At 60.9% G+C, this 16,312-nt stretch carries 17 protein-coding genes; 11 read left to right on the top strand and 6 right to left on the bottom strand.

Annotated features, from left to right (window positions below; genetic code table 11):
* Nucleotides 1–14 precede the first annotated feature (14 nt).
* The 11 genes from lpxD to DKK66_RS17990 all read left to right on the top strand — a co-directional run bounded on the left by lpxD (nucleotide 15) and on the right by DKK66_RS17990 (nucleotide 8,382).
* Nucleotides 15–1,064 (top strand): UDP-3-O-(3-hydroxymyristoyl)glucosamine N-acyltransferase, encoded by a 1,050-nt coding sequence (gene lpxD / locus DKK66_RS18040; protein WP_131360282.1) that lies wholly within the window; start codon nucleotides 15–17, stop codon nucleotides 1,062–1,064.
* Entirely contained in the window at nucleotides 1,057–1,509 is a 453-nt protein-coding gene (fabZ, locus tag DKK66_RS18035) for a 3-hydroxyacyl-ACP dehydratase FabZ (RefSeq protein ID WP_045845007.1), read from the top strand. Before lpxD ends, fabZ begins: the two co-directional genes overlap by 8 nt.
* A 2-nt stretch (nucleotides 1,510–1,511) precedes the next feature.
* Complete coding sequence (gene lpxA, locus DKK66_RS18030) at nucleotides 1,512–2,288, top strand: acyl-ACP--UDP-N-acetylglucosamine O-acyltransferase (RefSeq protein WP_062788913.1); 777 nt, start codon at nucleotides 1,512–1,514, stop codon at nucleotides 2,286–2,288.
* A gap of 2 nt (nucleotides 2,289–2,290) precedes the next feature.
* A complete protein-coding gene (gene lpxB / locus DKK66_RS18025) occupies nucleotides 2,291–3,475 on the top strand; it encodes a lipid-A-disaccharide synthase (protein WP_131360280.1) in 1,185 nt (394 codons plus the stop codon).
* Nucleotides 3,472–4,065 (top strand): ribonuclease HII, encoded by a 594-nt coding sequence (gene rnhB / locus DKK66_RS18020; RefSeq protein ID WP_207389811.1) that lies wholly within the window; start codon nucleotides 3,472–3,474, stop codon nucleotides 4,063–4,065. The genes lpxB and rnhB overlap by 4 nt, the downstream gene beginning before the upstream one ends.
* Nucleotides 4,066–4,076: 11 nt before the next feature.
* Nucleotides 4,077–4,583 (top strand): DNA-deoxyinosine glycosylase, encoded by a 507-nt coding sequence (locus DKK66_RS18015; RefSeq protein WP_242673518.1) that lies wholly within the window; start codon nucleotides 4,077–4,079, stop codon nucleotides 4,581–4,583.
* A 110-nt stretch (nucleotides 4,584–4,693) separates the two neighbouring features.
* Nucleotides 4,694–5,821: a succinylglutamate desuccinylase/aspartoacylase family protein gene (locus DKK66_RS18010; RefSeq protein ID WP_131360278.1), complete on the top strand. Its 1,128-nt coding sequence runs from the start codon at nucleotides 4,694–4,696 to the stop codon at nucleotides 5,819–5,821.
* Nucleotides 5,822–5,997: 176 nt separating this feature from the next.
* Complete coding sequence (locus tag DKK66_RS18005) at nucleotides 5,998–6,216, top strand: hypothetical protein (RefSeq protein WP_131360276.1); 219 nt, start codon at nucleotides 5,998–6,000, stop codon at nucleotides 6,214–6,216.
* Nucleotides 6,217–6,333: 117 nt separating this feature from the next.
* Complete coding sequence (gene mobB / locus DKK66_RS18000) at nucleotides 6,334–6,855, top strand: molybdopterin-guanine dinucleotide biosynthesis protein B (RefSeq protein ID WP_131360274.1); 522 nt, start codon at nucleotides 6,334–6,336, stop codon at nucleotides 6,853–6,855.
* Entirely contained in the window at nucleotides 6,842–8,035 is a 1,194-nt protein-coding gene (glp, locus tag DKK66_RS17995) for a gephyrin-like molybdotransferase Glp (RefSeq protein ID WP_131360271.1), read from the top strand. Before mobB ends, glp begins: the two co-directional genes overlap by 14 nt.
* A 2-nt stretch (nucleotides 8,036–8,037) precedes the next feature.
* Nucleotides 8,038–8,382, top strand: coding sequence for a 2Fe-2S iron-sulfur cluster-binding protein (locus tag DKK66_RS17990; protein WP_131360269.1), 345 nt, complete (start codon nucleotides 8,038–8,040; stop codon nucleotides 8,380–8,382).
* Between the two features lie 85 nt (nucleotides 8,383–8,467).
* On the opposite strand, the gene DKK66_RS17985 is transcribed toward DKK66_RS17990, so the two are convergent.
* The 6 genes from DKK66_RS17985 to DKK66_RS17960 all read right to left on the bottom strand — a co-directional run bounded on the left by DKK66_RS17985 (nucleotide 8,468) and on the right by DKK66_RS17960 (nucleotide 16,275).
* A complete protein-coding gene (locus DKK66_RS17985) occupies nucleotides 8,468–10,108 on the bottom strand; it encodes a CHASE2 domain-containing protein (RefSeq protein ID WP_131360267.1) in 1,641 nt (546 codons plus the stop codon).
* Between the two features lie 2 nt (nucleotides 10,109–10,110).
* Entirely contained in the window at nucleotides 10,111–11,661 is a 1,551-nt protein-coding gene (locus DKK66_RS17980) for a FecR domain-containing protein (RefSeq protein ID WP_131360265.1), read from the bottom strand.
* Between the two features lie 186 nt (nucleotides 11,662–11,847).
* Nucleotides 11,848–12,666, bottom strand: coding sequence for an ABC transporter permease (locus DKK66_RS17975; protein ID WP_045845016.1), 819 nt, complete (start codon nucleotides 12,664–12,666; stop codon nucleotides 11,848–11,850).
* 26 nt (nucleotides 12,667–12,692) lie between these two features.
* Complete coding sequence (locus DKK66_RS17970) at nucleotides 12,693–13,961, bottom strand: ABC transporter permease (RefSeq protein WP_062788920.1); 1,269 nt, start codon at nucleotides 13,959–13,961, stop codon at nucleotides 12,693–12,695.
* Between the two features lie 112 nt (nucleotides 13,962–14,073).
* Nucleotides 14,074–15,099 (bottom strand): ABC transporter substrate-binding protein, encoded by a 1,026-nt coding sequence (locus DKK66_RS17965; RefSeq protein ID WP_233160791.1) that lies wholly within the window; start codon nucleotides 15,097–15,099, stop codon nucleotides 14,074–14,076.
* Between the two features lie 69 nt (nucleotides 15,100–15,168).
* A complete protein-coding gene (locus DKK66_RS17960; protein ID WP_045845019.1) occupies nucleotides 15,169–16,275 on the bottom strand; it encodes an ABC transporter ATP-binding protein in 1,107 nt (368 codons plus the stop codon).
* Nucleotides 16,276–16,312: the final 37 nt, after the last annotated feature.

Raw genomic sequence — 16,312 nt, 5'->3', positions numbered from 1 at the left:
GGCTTTCATTTTTGATGGCGTACACACTTTCTCATATCGTGGCCAGCCTGGGTGGTGTGCTCAAGGGCGAAGACCGTACGGTCGAACGCCTGGCACCGCTGGATGTGGCGATCGCGAGCGATATTACCTTTCTGTCCAATCCCAAGTACCGCAAGCAGCTGGACGGATGTGCCGCCGGTGCGGTGATTGTTTCGCCCAAGCTGGAAGCAGAGCTGGACCCGGCACGCTCCTGGATTGTGGTGGATGACCCCTATCTGTATTTTGCCAAGGTGGCAACCTTGTTCCACCCGCCTGCACAGCCGCAGCCCGGCATCCATGCCAGTGCGGTGATCGGCGAGGGTGCTGTCATTGCTGCCAGTAGCGAAGTACGCGAACACGTCAGCATTGGTGCCGGTGCCGTGATTGGCGAGCGTTGCATCCTGCACCCCGGTGTGGTGATTGGTGCTGGTACGGTACTGGGCGATGATGTGGTTCTTTATCCCAATGTCACGGTTTACCATGGCTGCGTGCTGGGCAATCGCGTGGCCGTGCATTCGGGTAGTGTGATCGGGGCGGACGGCTTCGGCCTGGCATGGGCCAAGGATCAATGGTTCAAGATTCCGCAAACCGGCCGTGCCATTCTGGAAGACGACGTGGAAGTGGGTGCCAATACCACCATCGACCGTGGCGCGCTGGCAGACACCATCATCCGGCGCGGGGCCAAGATCGACAATCTGGTGCAGATTGCCCACAACGTGCAGATTGGCGAGCATACCGCCATCGCCGGTTGTGTCGGCATCGCCGGCAGCACCACCATCGGCGCGTATTGCACGGTGGGGGGGGCAGCCATGTTTGTCGGCCATATCGAAGTGACAGACAAGACGCATATCGGTGGCGGTACGCTGGTGTCGAAGTCCATCCGCCAGCCGGATACCTACGCTTCGTCCTACCCGCTGCAAACCATGAAGGAATGGCTGGGCAATGCCGTTCATGTAAGACATCTGGACGATCTCGCCAAGCGGATAAAACAACTCGAACGCGAGATCGGCATGCTGAAAGAAAACAAGGACAATACAAATGACTGAACACGCCGTAAACATTGATGTACGTGAAATCATGAAGTGTCTGCCGCACCGCTATCCCTTCCTGCTGGTGGATCGCGTGACCGAAATGGTGCCGGACACCCGCATCAAGGCGCTGAAGAACGTCACCATCAACGAACCCTTCTTCTGCGGCCACTTCGAGCAATACCCGGTCATGCCGGGCGTGCTGATCATTGAAGCGCTGGCACAGGCTGCCGGCATTCTGGCCATCAAGAGCCAGGGCGAGCGCGCCGAAAACGAGCTGTACTTCTTTGTCGGCATCGACAAGGCCCGCTTCAAGCGCCAGGTGGTGCCGGGCGACCAGCTGATTTTCGAAGTGGAGCAAATCACCGTGAAGCGCGGCATCGGCAAATACAATGCCCGCGCACTGGTGGATGGTCAGGTGGCTTGTGAAGCCGAAATCATGTGTGCCAAACGCGAGGTCTGAGCATGGCCATTCATCCGACAGCGATTGTCGATCCCAAGGCAAACATTGCCGCTGATGTGGAAATCGGCGCCTATTCCATCATTGGCCCGGATGTATCCATCGACAGTGGTACCTGGGTAGGTCCGCACGTGGTGATCGAAGGGCATACCAGCATCGGCAAGAACAACCGCATTTTCCAGTTCAGCTCGCTGGGTGCCATTCCGCAGGACAAGAAGTACGCCGGTGAACCTACCCGGCTGGAAATCGGCGACAACAACACCATCCGCGAATTCTGCACCTTCAATATCGGTACCGCGCAGGATGTGGGCGTAACCCGTCTGGGCAACAACAACTGGATCATGGCTTACGTGCATCTGGGCCATGACTGCCAGATCGGCAACAACACCATTTTTGCCAATAACGCCACTTTGGGCGGCCACGTGCATATTGGTGACTGGGTAATCCTGGGTGGTTTCACCAGCGTGCACCAGTTTGCCATCATCGGCGATCACGCCATGACCGCCTTTGCCAGTGCGGTGGCGCAGGATGTGCCGCCCTACGTGATGGCGCATGGTAACCGTGCGGTGCCGGCCGGCATCAATGCCGAAGGCCTGAAGCGTCGTGGCTTCACCCCGGAGCAGATCCGCCGGGTGCGTAATGCCTACAAGGCCCTGTACCGTCAGGGTCTGCAATACGATGCCGCCAAGGAAGCCATTCTGGCCGAAGCACAGCAAGGCCATGTCGAGCTGGAACCGTTCACCCGCTTCTTTGCCCAGTCCGAGCGAGGCATCATCCGCTAACCATGTCTGAACCCTTGTTCAAGCGTAAAGGCGCGCTCAAGGTGGCCATGGTGGCTGGCGAGGCCTCCGGCGACCTGCTGGCGGCTCACCTGATGGAAGCCTTGCAGGCAAGACACGCCGATATCGAATTTGCCGGTATCGGCGGCCCGCGCATGGAGGCGCGGGGTTTTGTCAGCCACGCGCCGCAAAGCCGGCTGGCGGTGATGGGCTATGCCGAAGTGCTCAAGCGCCTGCCGGAGCTGCTGCGTATCCGTCGCACCCTGCGTGACCGCCTGTTGGCCGAAAAGCCGGATGTCTTTATCGGTGTGGATGCACCGGACTTCAATCTGGCGCTGGAAGCCGCACTGAAGAAGCAGGGCATTGCCACCATCCATTACGTCAGCCCGTCCGTATGGGCATGGCGGCTGGAGCGCATCTACAAGATAGGCCGTGCCGTCAATCGCGTACTGTGCCTGTTTCCGATGGAGCCGGCCTTGTATCAGCAAGCCAAGGTGCGGGCGGATTTTGTCGGCCATCCGCTGGCCAGCGCAATTCCGATGGCCCCGGACCAGCAGGCCATGCGTGAACAGCTGGGTTTGCCGCGGCAGGGGCCCATTTTCACCCTGATGCCGGGCAGCCGCAAAAGCGAGCTGGAATTCATGGCGCCGTTGTATATCGAAGTGGCCCGCATGCTGCTGCGCGATTACCCCGATGCCACCTTCCTGGTGCCGCTGGCTACCCGCGCCACCATGGATCAGTTCGATCAGCTGCTGACCCGTCACAAGGCCTGGGACTTGCCGCTGCGCAAGTTGTTTGGGCACGCCCAGATGGCAATGATTGCCAGCGACGTGGTGCTGGTGACCAGTGGCACCGCCACGCTGGAAGTGGCGCTGACCAAGCGGCCGATGGTGATCAGCTACAAGCTGTCCTGGCTGACCTACCTGCTGGTGAAGCGCAAGATCAAGCTGCCTTACGTCGGCTTGCCCAATATCCTGTGCGGACGCTTTGTAGTGCCGGAACTGCTGCAAAAGGACGCCACCGTAGAAAAACTGACGGCGGAAGTGAAGCGGCTGTACGAAGACAAGGATGCACGGGCCGAGATGGTGCAGGCGTTTACCGATTTGCATCAGTCATTGCTGGCTGATACGGCCGGGCTGGCCGCAGCAGCGGTATTGCAGGAGGCCGGATGTCAGGCGAAGCCTGCATGAGCACCGAGTTGATTGCCGGTGTGGATGAGGCCGGGCGCGGTCCTCTGGCCGGTGCGGTATTTGCCGCTGCGGTCATTCTGGATCCGGCACGCCCCATTGCCGGGCTGGCGGACTCCAAAGTGCTGAGTGAAGCGCGGCGCGATGCGCTGGCGGTGCAAATCAAGCAGGATGCGCTGGCCTGGTGCATTGCCAGCGCCAGTGTCGAGGAAATCGACAAGATCAACATCCTGCAAGCCACCATGCTGGCCATGAGCCGGGCGGTGGCCGGGCTGGCGGTGACGCCGGGCAAGGTGTTGATTGACGGCAACCGCGTGCCAAAGCAGATTACCTTGGCTGCTGAAGCCATCGTCAAGGGCGACGCCAAGGTGCAGGCCATTTCGGCGGCCTCCATTCTGGCCAAGACAGCGCGTGATGCCGAACTGGTTGCGCTGGATGCCCTGCATCCGCAATACGGTTTTGCCCGCCACAAGGGCTATCCTACCGCCGAGCATCTGGCGGCACTGGAGCAATACGGTGCGCTGGCCGAGCACCGCAAGTCCTTTGGTCCGGTCAAGGCCTGGCTGGCACGCCAGCAAGGTCAGCTGTTCTAGGCCGCCACGCCGTGACCGACGTGGCCAAAACCTGCTTTCCCCCGGTAGTGGATGCGCACACCCGGCTGCTGATCCTGGGCTCGCTACCCGGCGACGCCTCGCTACAAGCCGCCCAGTATTACGCCCATCCGCGCAACCAGTTCTGGCGTTTGCTGGAACAGGTGCTGCAACAACCCCTGATTGAATTGACCTATGCCCAGCGTCTGGCATGCCTGCAAGCGCGCGGTGTCGGGCTGTGGGATGTGGTGGCCCAGGCGCAGCGGCAGGGTAGTCTGGACACTGCCATCCGCGCAGCCAGCCACAACGACCTCTCCACCTTGTGCATGGGCCTGCCGCAGTTGCAGGCACTTGCCTTCAATGGCGCAACGGCAGCGCGCATCGGCAGCAAACAGCTGCACGGTGACACTGCTTTGCTGCCGCGTCTGACGCTGCCATCTTCCAGTCCCGCCCATACCATGCCTTTCGCACAGAAGCTGGAGCAATGGCTGCCATTGCGCAGTGTGCTGATGCCCGGCTGAAACCGGCAGGCATCTGCGTCTGACGCAGGTTTTGCTTGAAGTCGGCGCTTGGCTGTGGTGTTCTGTGCCATCTGGCCACGCCGCCTGCCATATCTGCTACAGGAGCATCCATGCGTACCGAACATCATCCGCTACTATCCCCCAGCCTGGGTACCCAGCGCAGCATCACCAGCTTTCACTTCGGACCGGCAGGCGGCAGTGGTAGCTGGCCGCGCAAGGTGTATATCCAGGCCAGCCTGCACGCCGGGGAAATTCCGGGCATGCTGGTGGCTCACCTGTTGCGCCAGCAATTTGCCGATCTGGAAGCGCGTGGGCTGTTGCAGGCGGAAATCGTACTGGTGCCGGTGGCCAACCCCATCGGCCTGGCGCAGCAACTGCATTACCAGCCGCAGGGGCGGTTTGATCTGGCCAGCGGTGAAAACTTCAACCGCCTGTACAGCGAACCCTCCGCGCAAGTCATTCCGCAACTGCGTGAACAACTGACGCAGGATGCCGATACCAATCGCAGCCTCATCCGTCAGGCCTTGCGCAAGGCCATTGCCAGCGAGCCGGTGCATACCGAGCTGCAAAGCCTGCGCCAGACCCTGCACCTGCTGGCGCTGGATGCCGACCTGGTGCTGGACCTGCACTGCGACTTTGCCGGTGAAGTGCACATTTACTCGCATAGCGAACACTGGCCACTGGTGGAAGACCTGGCGGCGCACCTGCAATGTGGCGCTTCGCTGCTGGCCGATGAATATGGCGTAATGCCGTTTGATGAAGCCATCTTCCTGCCCTGGGCCAGGATTCGTGCCGCCTTGCCGCAATTCCCGGTGCCGTTTGACAGCGTGGCAGTCACGGTCGAGCTGCGGGGTGAGGGCGATGTCGATTACCGGCTGGCCGGGCAGGATAGTCAGGCCATCCTGCATTATCTGACCGGGCGTGGCGTGATTGCCGGTGAGCCGGTTGCACCTGCACCCTTGCCGTACCCGGCAACACCGCTGTCCGGCTCCGAAACCCTGATCGCCCCGCATGCCGGGGTAATCGTGATGCGGGCCGAGCTGGGCAGTGTGGTGGCAGCGGGTGATGCCATCGCGGATGTGATCGACCCGATTGCCGGCACCACTACCACCTTGCATGCCGGAACCGACGGCATGTTCTATGTGTTTGCCCGTCATCCCTATGTGGTACGTGGTGGTACGGTGGCCAAGATAGCTGGCCGGCATCCGCTGAGTGAACGCAATTTGCTGGGTGCATGAAAAAGTTGCAACTAGCTTCCCGAATGCCAGAAGGCAAGCAGGGCAAGGCTGATTTGTCGTGTTTTCCGTACCAAGGCATGGCTGGATGATGCAGTTCATGCCCGAAAACTTGCAGTTTGCTGCCGCTTGCACTGATATTGGTAGTGTCTGGCATCCAGCAAGAGAGGAGTATAAGCATGAGTCGTTATTGCATCTGGTTTGTCACCCCGGACGACACGGTCATGCGGCGTGCAGAGGTGGCCATCAACGGCAGCATCCATTGTCATCAGGTACTGGAAGAAATCGAGGCGCAGCTGGCCCTGGATTGCGGGCTCAGTCAGGTGATGATTGTGGACTGGAAGCGATTCGAACAAGTGGAAGCCCAAAGCGCGCCAATCGCGCGTGCAGTGGCCTGAGTTTGCGCCGGACTGCTCCTGCCTTGGAGTGACCGGTCCTAGTTCGTCAGAGGGAAGAAACGGGATTGGCCTGCATGCTATCATGCGGCCCATCCCTTTTTATTTGGATCCGCCATCATGTATGTGCTGGGCGTAGCAGGCTATTCAGGCAGTGGCAAGACCACCTTGCTGGAGAAAATCATCCCGCTGCTGTGCGCTGCTGGTGTGGATGTCGCCGTGATCAAGCACACCCATCACGACGTGGACTGGGACCAACCCGGCAAGGACAGCTGGCGTCACCGCGAGGCGGGTGCTGCCCAGGTGTTGCTGGCCGGTGCCAGGCGCCGCCTGCTGGTGCAAGCCATGCCCCAGGGCAATGATGCGCCACTGGCTGAACATGTGGCCGCCTTGCGCCCTTGCGACCTGGTATTGGCTGAAGGCTTCAAGCATGAGGCCATTGCCAAACTGGAAGTCTACGACCCGGCACTGGGACATGCGCCGTTGTACGTGCAGGACCCGGCCGTGCTCGCGGTGGTGACGGATGCGGCGCAGCCAGACTTGCCACCCACCGCATTGCCCCGCTTTGGGCGGGATGATGTCGAAGCCATTGCCCGTTTCATTCTTGCCTTACTGGAAAAACATCAAGATGCTCACCGTTGATCAGGCCCGTGACTGGCTGTTGCAGCGTGCCCAGCCCATACGTGCTACCGAAACTCTTCCGCTGCTGCAGGCGCTGGGCCGCATTCTGGCCGAACCGGTACTGGCCGGCCTTGACGTGCCGCCGCAGGACAATAGCGCGATGGATGGCTATGCCCTGAACAGTGCAGATGGCAATGGCCCGTTTGCCGTTTCGCAGCGCATTCCCGCCGGTACCCAGCCGCAGCCATTGCAAGCAGGTACGGCGGCGCGCATTTTTACCGGTGCGCCCATTCCTGCCGGGGCTGATGCGGTGGTGATGCAGGAAATGGCCGAGCTGCAGGCGGATGGCCGGGTGCTGTTCAACCAGCCGGTGAAGCCGGGCCAGAATATCCGCCGCGCTGGCGAAGATATCCTGCGCGGAGCCACCGTGCTGTCTGCCGGGCAGTTGCTCAGTGCTGCCGATCTGGGGCTGGCTGCTTCCATTGGTGTGCCCACGCTGACGGTGTACCGACCCTTGCGGGTGGCGGTGTTCTTTACCGGCGATGAGCTGACGGAGCCAGGCCAGCCGCTGCAAGCAGGGCAGATTTACAATTCCAATCGCTATTGGCTGGTGCCGGAACTGATGCGGCTGGGCTGCGAGGTGACCGATCTTGGCATCGTGCCGGATTCACTTAGCCGCACCCGCGAAATCCTGCAGGATGCCGCCGGGCTGGCCGATGTCATCATGACTTGCGGCGGTGTGTCGGTTGGCGAGGAGGACCATGTGAAGGCGGCGGTAGAGGCCGAGGGTAGCCTTGATCTGTGGAAAATCGCCATCAAGCCGGGCAAGCCGCTGGCCAGCGGCAAGGTAGGGCAGGCCGGTTTCATCGGCTTGCCGGGTAATCCGGTATCCGGCTTTGTCACCTATCAGGTGCTGGTAAAACCCTATCTGCAGCGCTGTGCCGGTTTGCAGCAAGATGACATCCAGCCCGCGGCCCACTATCCGGCCGGCTTTGCCTGGGAGCGACCGGACACCCGGCGTGAAGAGTTCCTACGGGTGAAACTGGTACGGCAAGACGGCCAGTGGCAATTGCAGCGCTATCCCAATCAGGGCTCCGGCGTGCTTACTTCCTGCGCCTGGGCGGACGGTCTGGTACGGCTGGCTGCCGGACAACAGGTACAGCCTGGCGACATGCTGGCCTTGCTGCCCATTTCCGGCTGAACATGCCCACTCTGCATTTTGTCGATGGTGCCGGGCAGCTGTTGGCTGCCGTAGAGGCACAGCCCGGTGATGTGCTGCTGGATGTTGCCCGTCTTGCGGATGTGCCTTTGCATTGGCGCTGCGGACAGGGCACCTGCGGCACCTGCAAGGTGAGCATTCGTCATGCTGACCCTCAGCAGCCAGTCAGGCTGACACGCAAGGAGCGCAATGTGCTGCTGCGCGCCGGTTTGATTGATGCCGCACAAGCTGCACAGGAAAGCTGGCCGGATGTCTCGTCAGGCTGGCGGCTGGCCTGCCATGTACCGGTGGGTGAGCAGGACTGGCAGGTGGTCTGCCCGCAGGACTGAGCGCGGGTTTGCATGGCAAAAACAAAGCCACGATCAAGGTCGTGGCTTTGTTCATTATTGTTTTTCATTATTGTGGACGGGTATGTCAGCTGGATGCCGGGCTGACCACATTGCGCCCGGAGCGCTTGGCAATATACAGCGCGCCATCGGCTTCTTCGTAAATGCGCTGGGCCGTGTCATCGGGCTGGGGCACACGTGCCGCCACACCAATGCTGCAAGTTACCTTGTGCAAGGGGCTGCCATCATGCGGCAGGTCCAGGTCTTCCAGCCGCTGGCGGAAGGTTTCTGCGGCATCCACTGCTTCCTGCATGCTGGTGCCAGGCATCAGCACACCAAACTCTTCCCCGCCCAGACGGGCAGGCAGCACGCCTTTGCGCTTGAAAGTGTCTTGCAGTACATGGGCCACCCGTTTGAGGATCATGTCGCCTGCATAGTGGCCGTACTGGTCGTTGTACAGCTTGAAGTGGTCAATATCCAGCAGGATGAAGGCCAGCGGCTGGCTGGCATTGCGCTGCCGGTCAATCGCCGGGATGAACACCTCGTCAAAATGACGACGGTTGGCCAGCTGGGTCAAACCATCGGTGGTGGCCAGCGTTTGCAGGCTGGCCTGCCGTTCGATGAAGCGGGCAAAACCGCAAACCAGCAGCACCAGCATGCAGCTGACCGGTGCAAACCAATAGCGGGCCAGCAGCAGCCCGGCAATGCTGATCAAGGCTGGAATGGCGCTTGCGGCCGCATAAGCCTGCAAGGCATTGCGGCGGCGGCCCCAGGGGGAGAGCAGGTAATCCAGCCCCAGCACCAGCAGCAGACTGAACAGGGCTTGCTGGGTCAGGGTAAGCGGGCGAATCAGGCTGCCATCCTGCAAGCCGCGCAGCAGATAGGCGTTGATCACCACACCGGGCATGCTGCCGGCTCCGGCGGACAATGGGGTAGTGTGCATGTCGCCCAGCCCGGCGGCGGTGACGCCAATCAGCACGATGCGGTTGTGGAACAGTTCCGGGTCGGTGTTGGCCAGGGCGTCGATATACGACAGCCGCTGGAAAGGCTCGGCCCCTTTGCCGTAGGGCACCATGATTTCATCACTGCGCACCCAGGGTTCGTCACGGCTATGCACCAGCGTGCCAGCACTATTGGCCGGTTTGCCCTCGGCCACGTCCAGAACTGCACGGGCAAAGGCTGGGTAGTCGGCACTGCCCAGCCCGGCATGCAAATAGCCACGACGCACGATGCCGTCATCGTCCCGTTCGAAGTCGGTATGGCCCAGACGGTTGGACGCTGCGGCAAACAGCGGCAGCGGGCGGGTTTCGGTCAGCACACCGCCGCTGCTTTCCGGAAACACCGGGCTGACTACCTTGCCGTTATCGTGGATGGCACTGGCCAGTGCCTGGTCCGGTCGGCTGCTGCTGAGCGTGCTTTCTGCCAGTGCTATGTCCAGCCCCACTGCCTTGGCTGATTGCAGCTGGCGGATGAGGTGGGCGTGCAGTTCGCGCGGCCACGGCCAGTTGCCCATTTCCGCCAGGCTGCGGTTGTCCACTTCAATCAGGATGGGGTCGTCAGCTGCTTTTCCCAGCGGGCGCTGGCTGATTGCAACATCATAAAACCAGTTGTCCAGACGTTGCAGCGCGCCGCTCAGTACCAATAGCAAAACAACTGCTCCGGCCAGTAGCGGGAGCAGTTGTTGCCATGGCGGCCTGCGGGCAGGCGGCGTGGATGGGTCAACAGGCATGGTCAGTGCAGCTGGATGATTTCGTTGGCCTCAATGGCGTGGTAGCCCGCCTCGCCATGGATTTCCAGCCGTGCCAGAAACTGTCCTTTGGGAAGCTGGGACAGCGGCCAGCTCGGCTGACTGGCAGTGTTGCGGTAAACCACGGTCTGGCGGTCGGCCTGAGCCAGCAGGGTCAGGGTATAGCGTGCGTCCTTCACCGGGTAATGCCGTGCCAGCAGCACAGGCAGCGCCGGTTTCAGGGAGGAGAACACACCCTTGGACAGCAGGGACTGGATTTCGCTGTAGGGGCCGGGCTGGCCCTGGCCATCCACATGCGCCACACGCCAATACCATTGGCCGTCCTCAGGCAAGGTCAGCTTGCTCTCCGGGGTAGTCAGCAGCAGGGTTTGATTGATCTGGCTGAAATCCGGCTGGCGCGACAGCTGCCATTGCACCGGTCGTTCCGGGCTGGCGGTGGTGTGCAGGCTGAAAGTCTGGCCGCGGATTTCCTGCGGGCCGGCGGTTCCCAGCAGCAAGGGCGGTGTCGGGTAGGCCTTGAGTTCGAAGGTCTTGCTGCTGTCGTAGCCTTCCAGTCCGTGGGCATTCCTGGCTCGTGCGGCAAGCTGGTACTGACCGTTGGCGGGCAAGGACAGGTAAAACTGCGGCCCGTTGACCGTGCGTTCGGATAATTGCTGGCCGGTGCTGCCCGGGCCATTGATCTTGACCCGGTATGCCACGGCTTGCTGGTCGGCTGTCCATTGCAGCAGCGGGGGATTGAAACTGCTTTGGGTTGGCAATGGGCTCAGGTCCGGCGCGGCGGGCAGTGCTTCCGGCGCGGTCGGTTTGGCGCCTTGCTGGGTTGTGGTGCCGAATCCAGCCTGCACATCTACCTTACCGCCTTGCTGGCCACCCACATTCACCTTGCCGCGCAGCACTTCGGTGGCGGTGCTGTCGGTTGACTCGGCGCTGACGCGGAATTCCGTGCCGCGCACGGTAGTCACCGCAGACGGCGTGCGGATCTGGTAGCGACCGGGCATCAGGATGTTGGGTATCACCGAACTGCCGGCATTGCCCTTGTCCAGACGGATTTCGGTTTTGGCCGAACCGGTGCTGGGGTAATAGATTTCGGTTTGCAGCTGGGCGCTGGAATTGGCACCCATCAGCAGGGTGGAGCCGTCTTCAAAGCGCAGCTTGAGCATGGCGTCGTTGCCGGTCTGGAAGCGGACACCCTTGGGATAGCGTGTTTCCTTGTTGATTGGCAGCGGCTGGTTCTTGCTGTCCTGCGCGGTGACGTCACCGGAGAATTCCTCGATACGGGCGCTGGAGGGCTGCTGCTTGACCCAGGGGTAGGGCACGCGCACACGGCTGCCGGGTGTCAGCCGGTAAGGGTCGGCAATATGGTTCAGCTTTTGCAGGCGGGGAACATAGGCGGGGGATGCCAGATGCTGGTCGGCCAGTGACCACAGGGAGTCACCGGATTTGACCTGATACTCCCAGTAGGCACTGTCGATGCCGGAGGCGGCATGGGCTTGCATACAGAGCGCGATCAGGCCGGAAAGCAGAATGATTCTCATAAATACGGTCGGGAAATGGCGCACAAAACGCAGAATATCTGCATAGTAAGCCCCTGACGAGGGATTGCAACCAAGCGCGGCAGCTTTTTTTTATTTGTTTGAAATTATTAAAAAAAACGGGCCAATCGGTAAGGATTGGCCCGGAATGTCGGTACTGCACGGAGCTGATGAAGAAATGCTTTCTGCTTAGCTGGTACGCAGTCGCTCGCTGCGGCCCCGCAACCATTCCAGCGTCAACAGCAGCAGGATGGAGAAGCCGATCAGCAAGGTAGCCGCCGCCGCAATGGTGGGGCTCAGGTTTTCGCGAATGCCGCTGAACATCTGGCGCGGCAGGGTGGCTTGTTCCGGTCCGGCCAGGAACAGGGTCACCACCACTTCGTCAAAGGACGTGGCAAAGGCGAACAGGGCACCGGAAATCACGCCTGGCGCAATCAGCGGCAGGGTGATGCGGAAGAAGGTGGTGATGGGCGAAGCACCCAGGTTGGCCGCCGCACGGGTCAGGTTGTGGTTATAGCCCTGCAGGGTGGCGGTCACGGTGATGATGACAAACGGCACGCCCAGCGCAGCATGTTCCAGAATCAGCGTGGTGTAGCTGTTGTCCATGCCCAGCGGGGCAAAGAACAGGTAGCTGGCCACACCGACAATCACCACCGGCACCACCATCGGCGAAATCAGCAGGAACATGATGATGCCCTTGCCACGGAATTCGCCACGGGTGAGGCCGATGGAAGCCAGGGTGCCCAGCACCATGGCCAGCACGGTGGCGGCCGGGGCCACGATCATGCTGTTCTGCAAGGAGCGGATCCACTCCGGTGCGCTGAACAGGTCCTGATACCAGCGGAAGGAGAAGCCGGTCAGCGGGTACACCAGGAAAGAGCCTTCGTTGAAGGACAGCGGAATGATCACCAGTACCGGCAGGATCAGGAACAGCAGGGTCAGGCCGCTGGTAATGCGCAGAACGTAGTGCCACACCTTTTCGATGGGCGACATGGTCGGGTTCAGCATGGTTATGTCTCCGTGAAGGGTGAGGGTTAGCCCAGGCGCAGGCTCTTGGCGCCTACCAGCCAGTTGTAAACGATGTACAGGATCATGGTGGCTGCCAGCAGCAGGCCGCCCAGTGCGGTTGCCATGCCCCAGTTGATCGAGGTGTTGGTGTAGAAGGCCACGAAGTAGCTCACCATCTGGTCGTTCGGGCTACCCAGCAAGGCCGGGGTGATGTAGTAGCCGATGGACAGGATGAACACCAGCAGCGCACCGGCACTGATACCGGCCACGGTCTGCGGGAAGTACACGCGCCAGAAGCTGGCGAACGGGTGGCAGCCCAGCGAGATGGCAGCCTTCATGTAGCTTGGCGAAATGCCTTTCATCACGCTGTAGATGGGCAGGATCATGAAGGGCAGCAGGATGTGCACCATGGAGATGTACACGCCGGTGCGGTTGAACACCAGTTGCAGCGGGTGATCGATCATGCCCAGCCATTGCATGGTGGAGTTGATCAGGCCGCCCGATTGCAGCAGGACGATCCAGGCGGCAACGCGCACCAGCACCGAGGTCCAGAACGGCAGCAGCACCAGAATCATCAGCAGGTTGCTGGTACGGGTGGGCAGGTTCACCAGCAGGTAGGCCAGCGGGTAAGCCAGGGCCAGGGCGATGGCGGTGACTACCAGGCTCATCCAGAAAGTACGGGTGAAAATGTCCAGGTAAATGGCCTGGTCCGGCGAGGAGCGGCTGATTTCGCCCAGGTCGTCCACGCGGTGGTCCATGGCGGCCAGCAGGTAGAACGGGGTCTGGGTGCTGGTGTTGCGGCGGATGGCCTGCCAGTAGGCCGGGTCACCCCAGCGCTCGTCCAGATTGGTCAGCGCTTCCTTGTAGGATTTCGGGGCCGGGTCCATCGGCAGGGCACGGGCAGTTTTGTTGAGCAGGCTGCGGTAGCCGGCTACTTCCATGTTCAGGCGTTTGCCCAGATCGCCCAGTTTCTGGTCGTCATGAGCTTGCTGGATGTCTTGTGCCGCAGCGGCATATACCGCTTCTGGCGGCAGGGCACGGCCGCTCCAGCTGGAAATGGCCTTGACCGTGTGCGGCATGGCGTCAACCACTTCGGGGTTGTTGACGCTCTTGAACAAGAGGCTGGTAATGGGCAGCACGAATACCAGCAGGATAAACAGCACCAGCGGCAGAATCAGCAGCTGCGATTTCAGCTTGTTCATGCGCTCGGCGCGGGCCAGCTTCTGTTTCAGCGAACGGCCGGCCTCCGGCAGGGTGGCTGCGACAGCGGTGGTGGGTGCAGAGGAAGCGGTCATTCTTCCGGCTCCGGATCAGGTAAGGGGTGAAACCCCCTGGGGATGAACCCCCGAGGGGGCGGACCTGCTGCCAGCAGACATCACCGGCAGCAGTCATGCGTGTTGCAGCTGCTTACTTGGCAGCCCAGGCGTTGAAGCGTTGTTCCAGCGACTCGCCGTAGTCAGCCCAGAAAGCCACATCCACGGCTACGCCGCTCTTGATGTTCTGCGGGGCGGTCGGCAGGTCGGCAACCAGCTGTTTGTCCAAGAGCGGTACGGCTTTCTTGTTGGTCGGGCCGTAAGCGATGTTCTGCGAGTACACCTTCTGGTTTTCCGGCTTGCTGGCGAAAGCGATGAACTTCAGCGCAGCGTCCTTGTTCGGGGAACCCTTCGGAATGGCCCAGGAATCGAAGTCATACATGCCGCCGTTCCAGACGATCTTCAGGTTCTTGCCTTCCTTCTGGGTGTTGGCGATACGGCCGTTGTAGGCCGAGCTCATCACCACGTCGCCGGATACCAGGTACTGCGGCGGTTGTGCGCCGGCTTCCCACCACTGGATGTTCGGCTTCAGCTGGTCCAGCTTCTTGAAGGCGCGATCAACGCCAGCCGGGGTGGCCAGAACCTTGTACACGTCTTTCGGTGCCACGCCGTCAGCCATCAGGGCCACTTCCAGGGTGTACTTGGCACCCTTGCGCATGCCGCGCTTGCCCGGGAATTTCTTCACGTCCCAGAAATCTTTCCAGCTGGTCGGGCCAACCTTCAGCTTGTCGGCGTTGTAGGCCAGTACGGTGGACCATACGAAGATGCCCACGCCGCAAGTCTGGGCAGCGCCCGGTACGAAATCAGCCTTGTTGCCGATCTTGCTGTAGTCCAGCTTTTCGAACATGCCTTCGTCACAGCCGCGAGCCAGTTCCGGGGACTCTACTTCCAGTACGTCCCAGGACACGCTCTTGGTGTCGACCATGGCTTTGACCTTGGCCATTTCGCCGTTGTATTCGCCGCCAACCACCTTGATGCCGGTGGCCTTGGTGAACGGAGCGTAGTAGGCCTTTTCCTGGGCTGCCTTGTTGGCACCACCAAAGGAAATCACGGTCAGGTCAGCGGCTTGGGCAGCCTGAGCGCAACAAGCGGCCACAACCGCCAGCGAAAGAGCTTTCATGCATTTATTCATTTGATAGTTCTCCATATTGTTTTGGGACTACAACTACACGCACTCACTCGCACGCACTCATTCAGCCAGTTCGACAGGATCGAGCGCTCTTACGTGTTCTACATTCCAGCCCAGGGAAATCACGTCGCCCACGGACAGTTTCGGGTCCAGGGTGGCGATGGGCTGTTTGACGATGAAACTGGAATTGCCACAGGCTTCCAGGCGGATACGCACATGGTCACCCAGGTAAATGAATTCGCGGATACGGCCGGAGAAGCGGTTTTGCTCCTGCTGCACATTCAGGTTGATGCGCTCCGGACGGATGGATAGCGACACCGGTGCGCCAGGGGCGGCATCGTGAATCGCCATGGCTTCCACGCGCTCGCCGTTTTCCAGGCCCACGGTACAGCGTTCGCCTTCGCGGCTGATCAGCTTGCCGTGCAGGCGGTTGTTTTCGCCGATGAAGTTGGCCACAAAGGTATTGCGCGGGTGTTCGTACAGGTTTTGCGGGCTGTCGATCTGCTGGATTTCACCCTGATGGAACACGGCCACGCGGTCGGACATGGTCAGCGCTTCGCTCTGGTCGTGGGTCACGTACACCACGGTCACGCCCAGACGTTCGTGCAGGTGCTTGATTTCCATCTGCATGTGTTCGCGCAGTTGCTTGTCCAGTGCGCCCAGCGGTTCGTCCATCAGCACCAGTTGCGGTTCGAATACCAGGGCGCGTGCCAGGGCCACACGCTGTTGCTGGCCACCGGACATCTGGCCGGGGTAGCGGTTGGCAAACTTGTCCAGTTGCACCATGGACAGCGCGCGCTTCACGCGTTCGGTGACGTCGGTCTTGTCCATGCCGCGAACCTTGAGCGGGAAGGCCAGGTTTTCGGCCACGGTCATGTGCGGGAACAGTGCGTAGTTCTGGAACACCATGCCGATATCGCGCTTGTGCGGCGGTACGCGGTTGAGCGAGCGATCACCCAGCATGATTTCACCGGCGGTGGGGGTCTCGAAACCGGCCAGCATCATCAGGCTGGTGGTCTTGCCGGAGCCGGACGGTCCCAACAGGGTAAGGAATTCGCCTTTGCGAATGTCCAGGTTCAGATCCTTGACGATCAGGGTCTCGCCGTCGTAGCTCTTTTGTACGTTCTTGAAGCGGACCAGGATGTCGCTTGCACTCGTTTCAGCCATGACCACTCCTGTTGTTTAAATGGTGATGACTGAATTG

The sequence above is a fragment of the Aquitalea sp. USM4 genome (genome assembly GCF_004328945.1).
GTDB classification, from domain to species: domain Bacteria; phylum Pseudomonadota; class Gammaproteobacteria; order Burkholderiales; family Chromobacteriaceae; genus Aquitalea; species Aquitalea pelogenes.
Note: the sequence above shows the minus strand (reverse complement) of the source record. Positions and strands in the feature narration are given on the sequence as shown.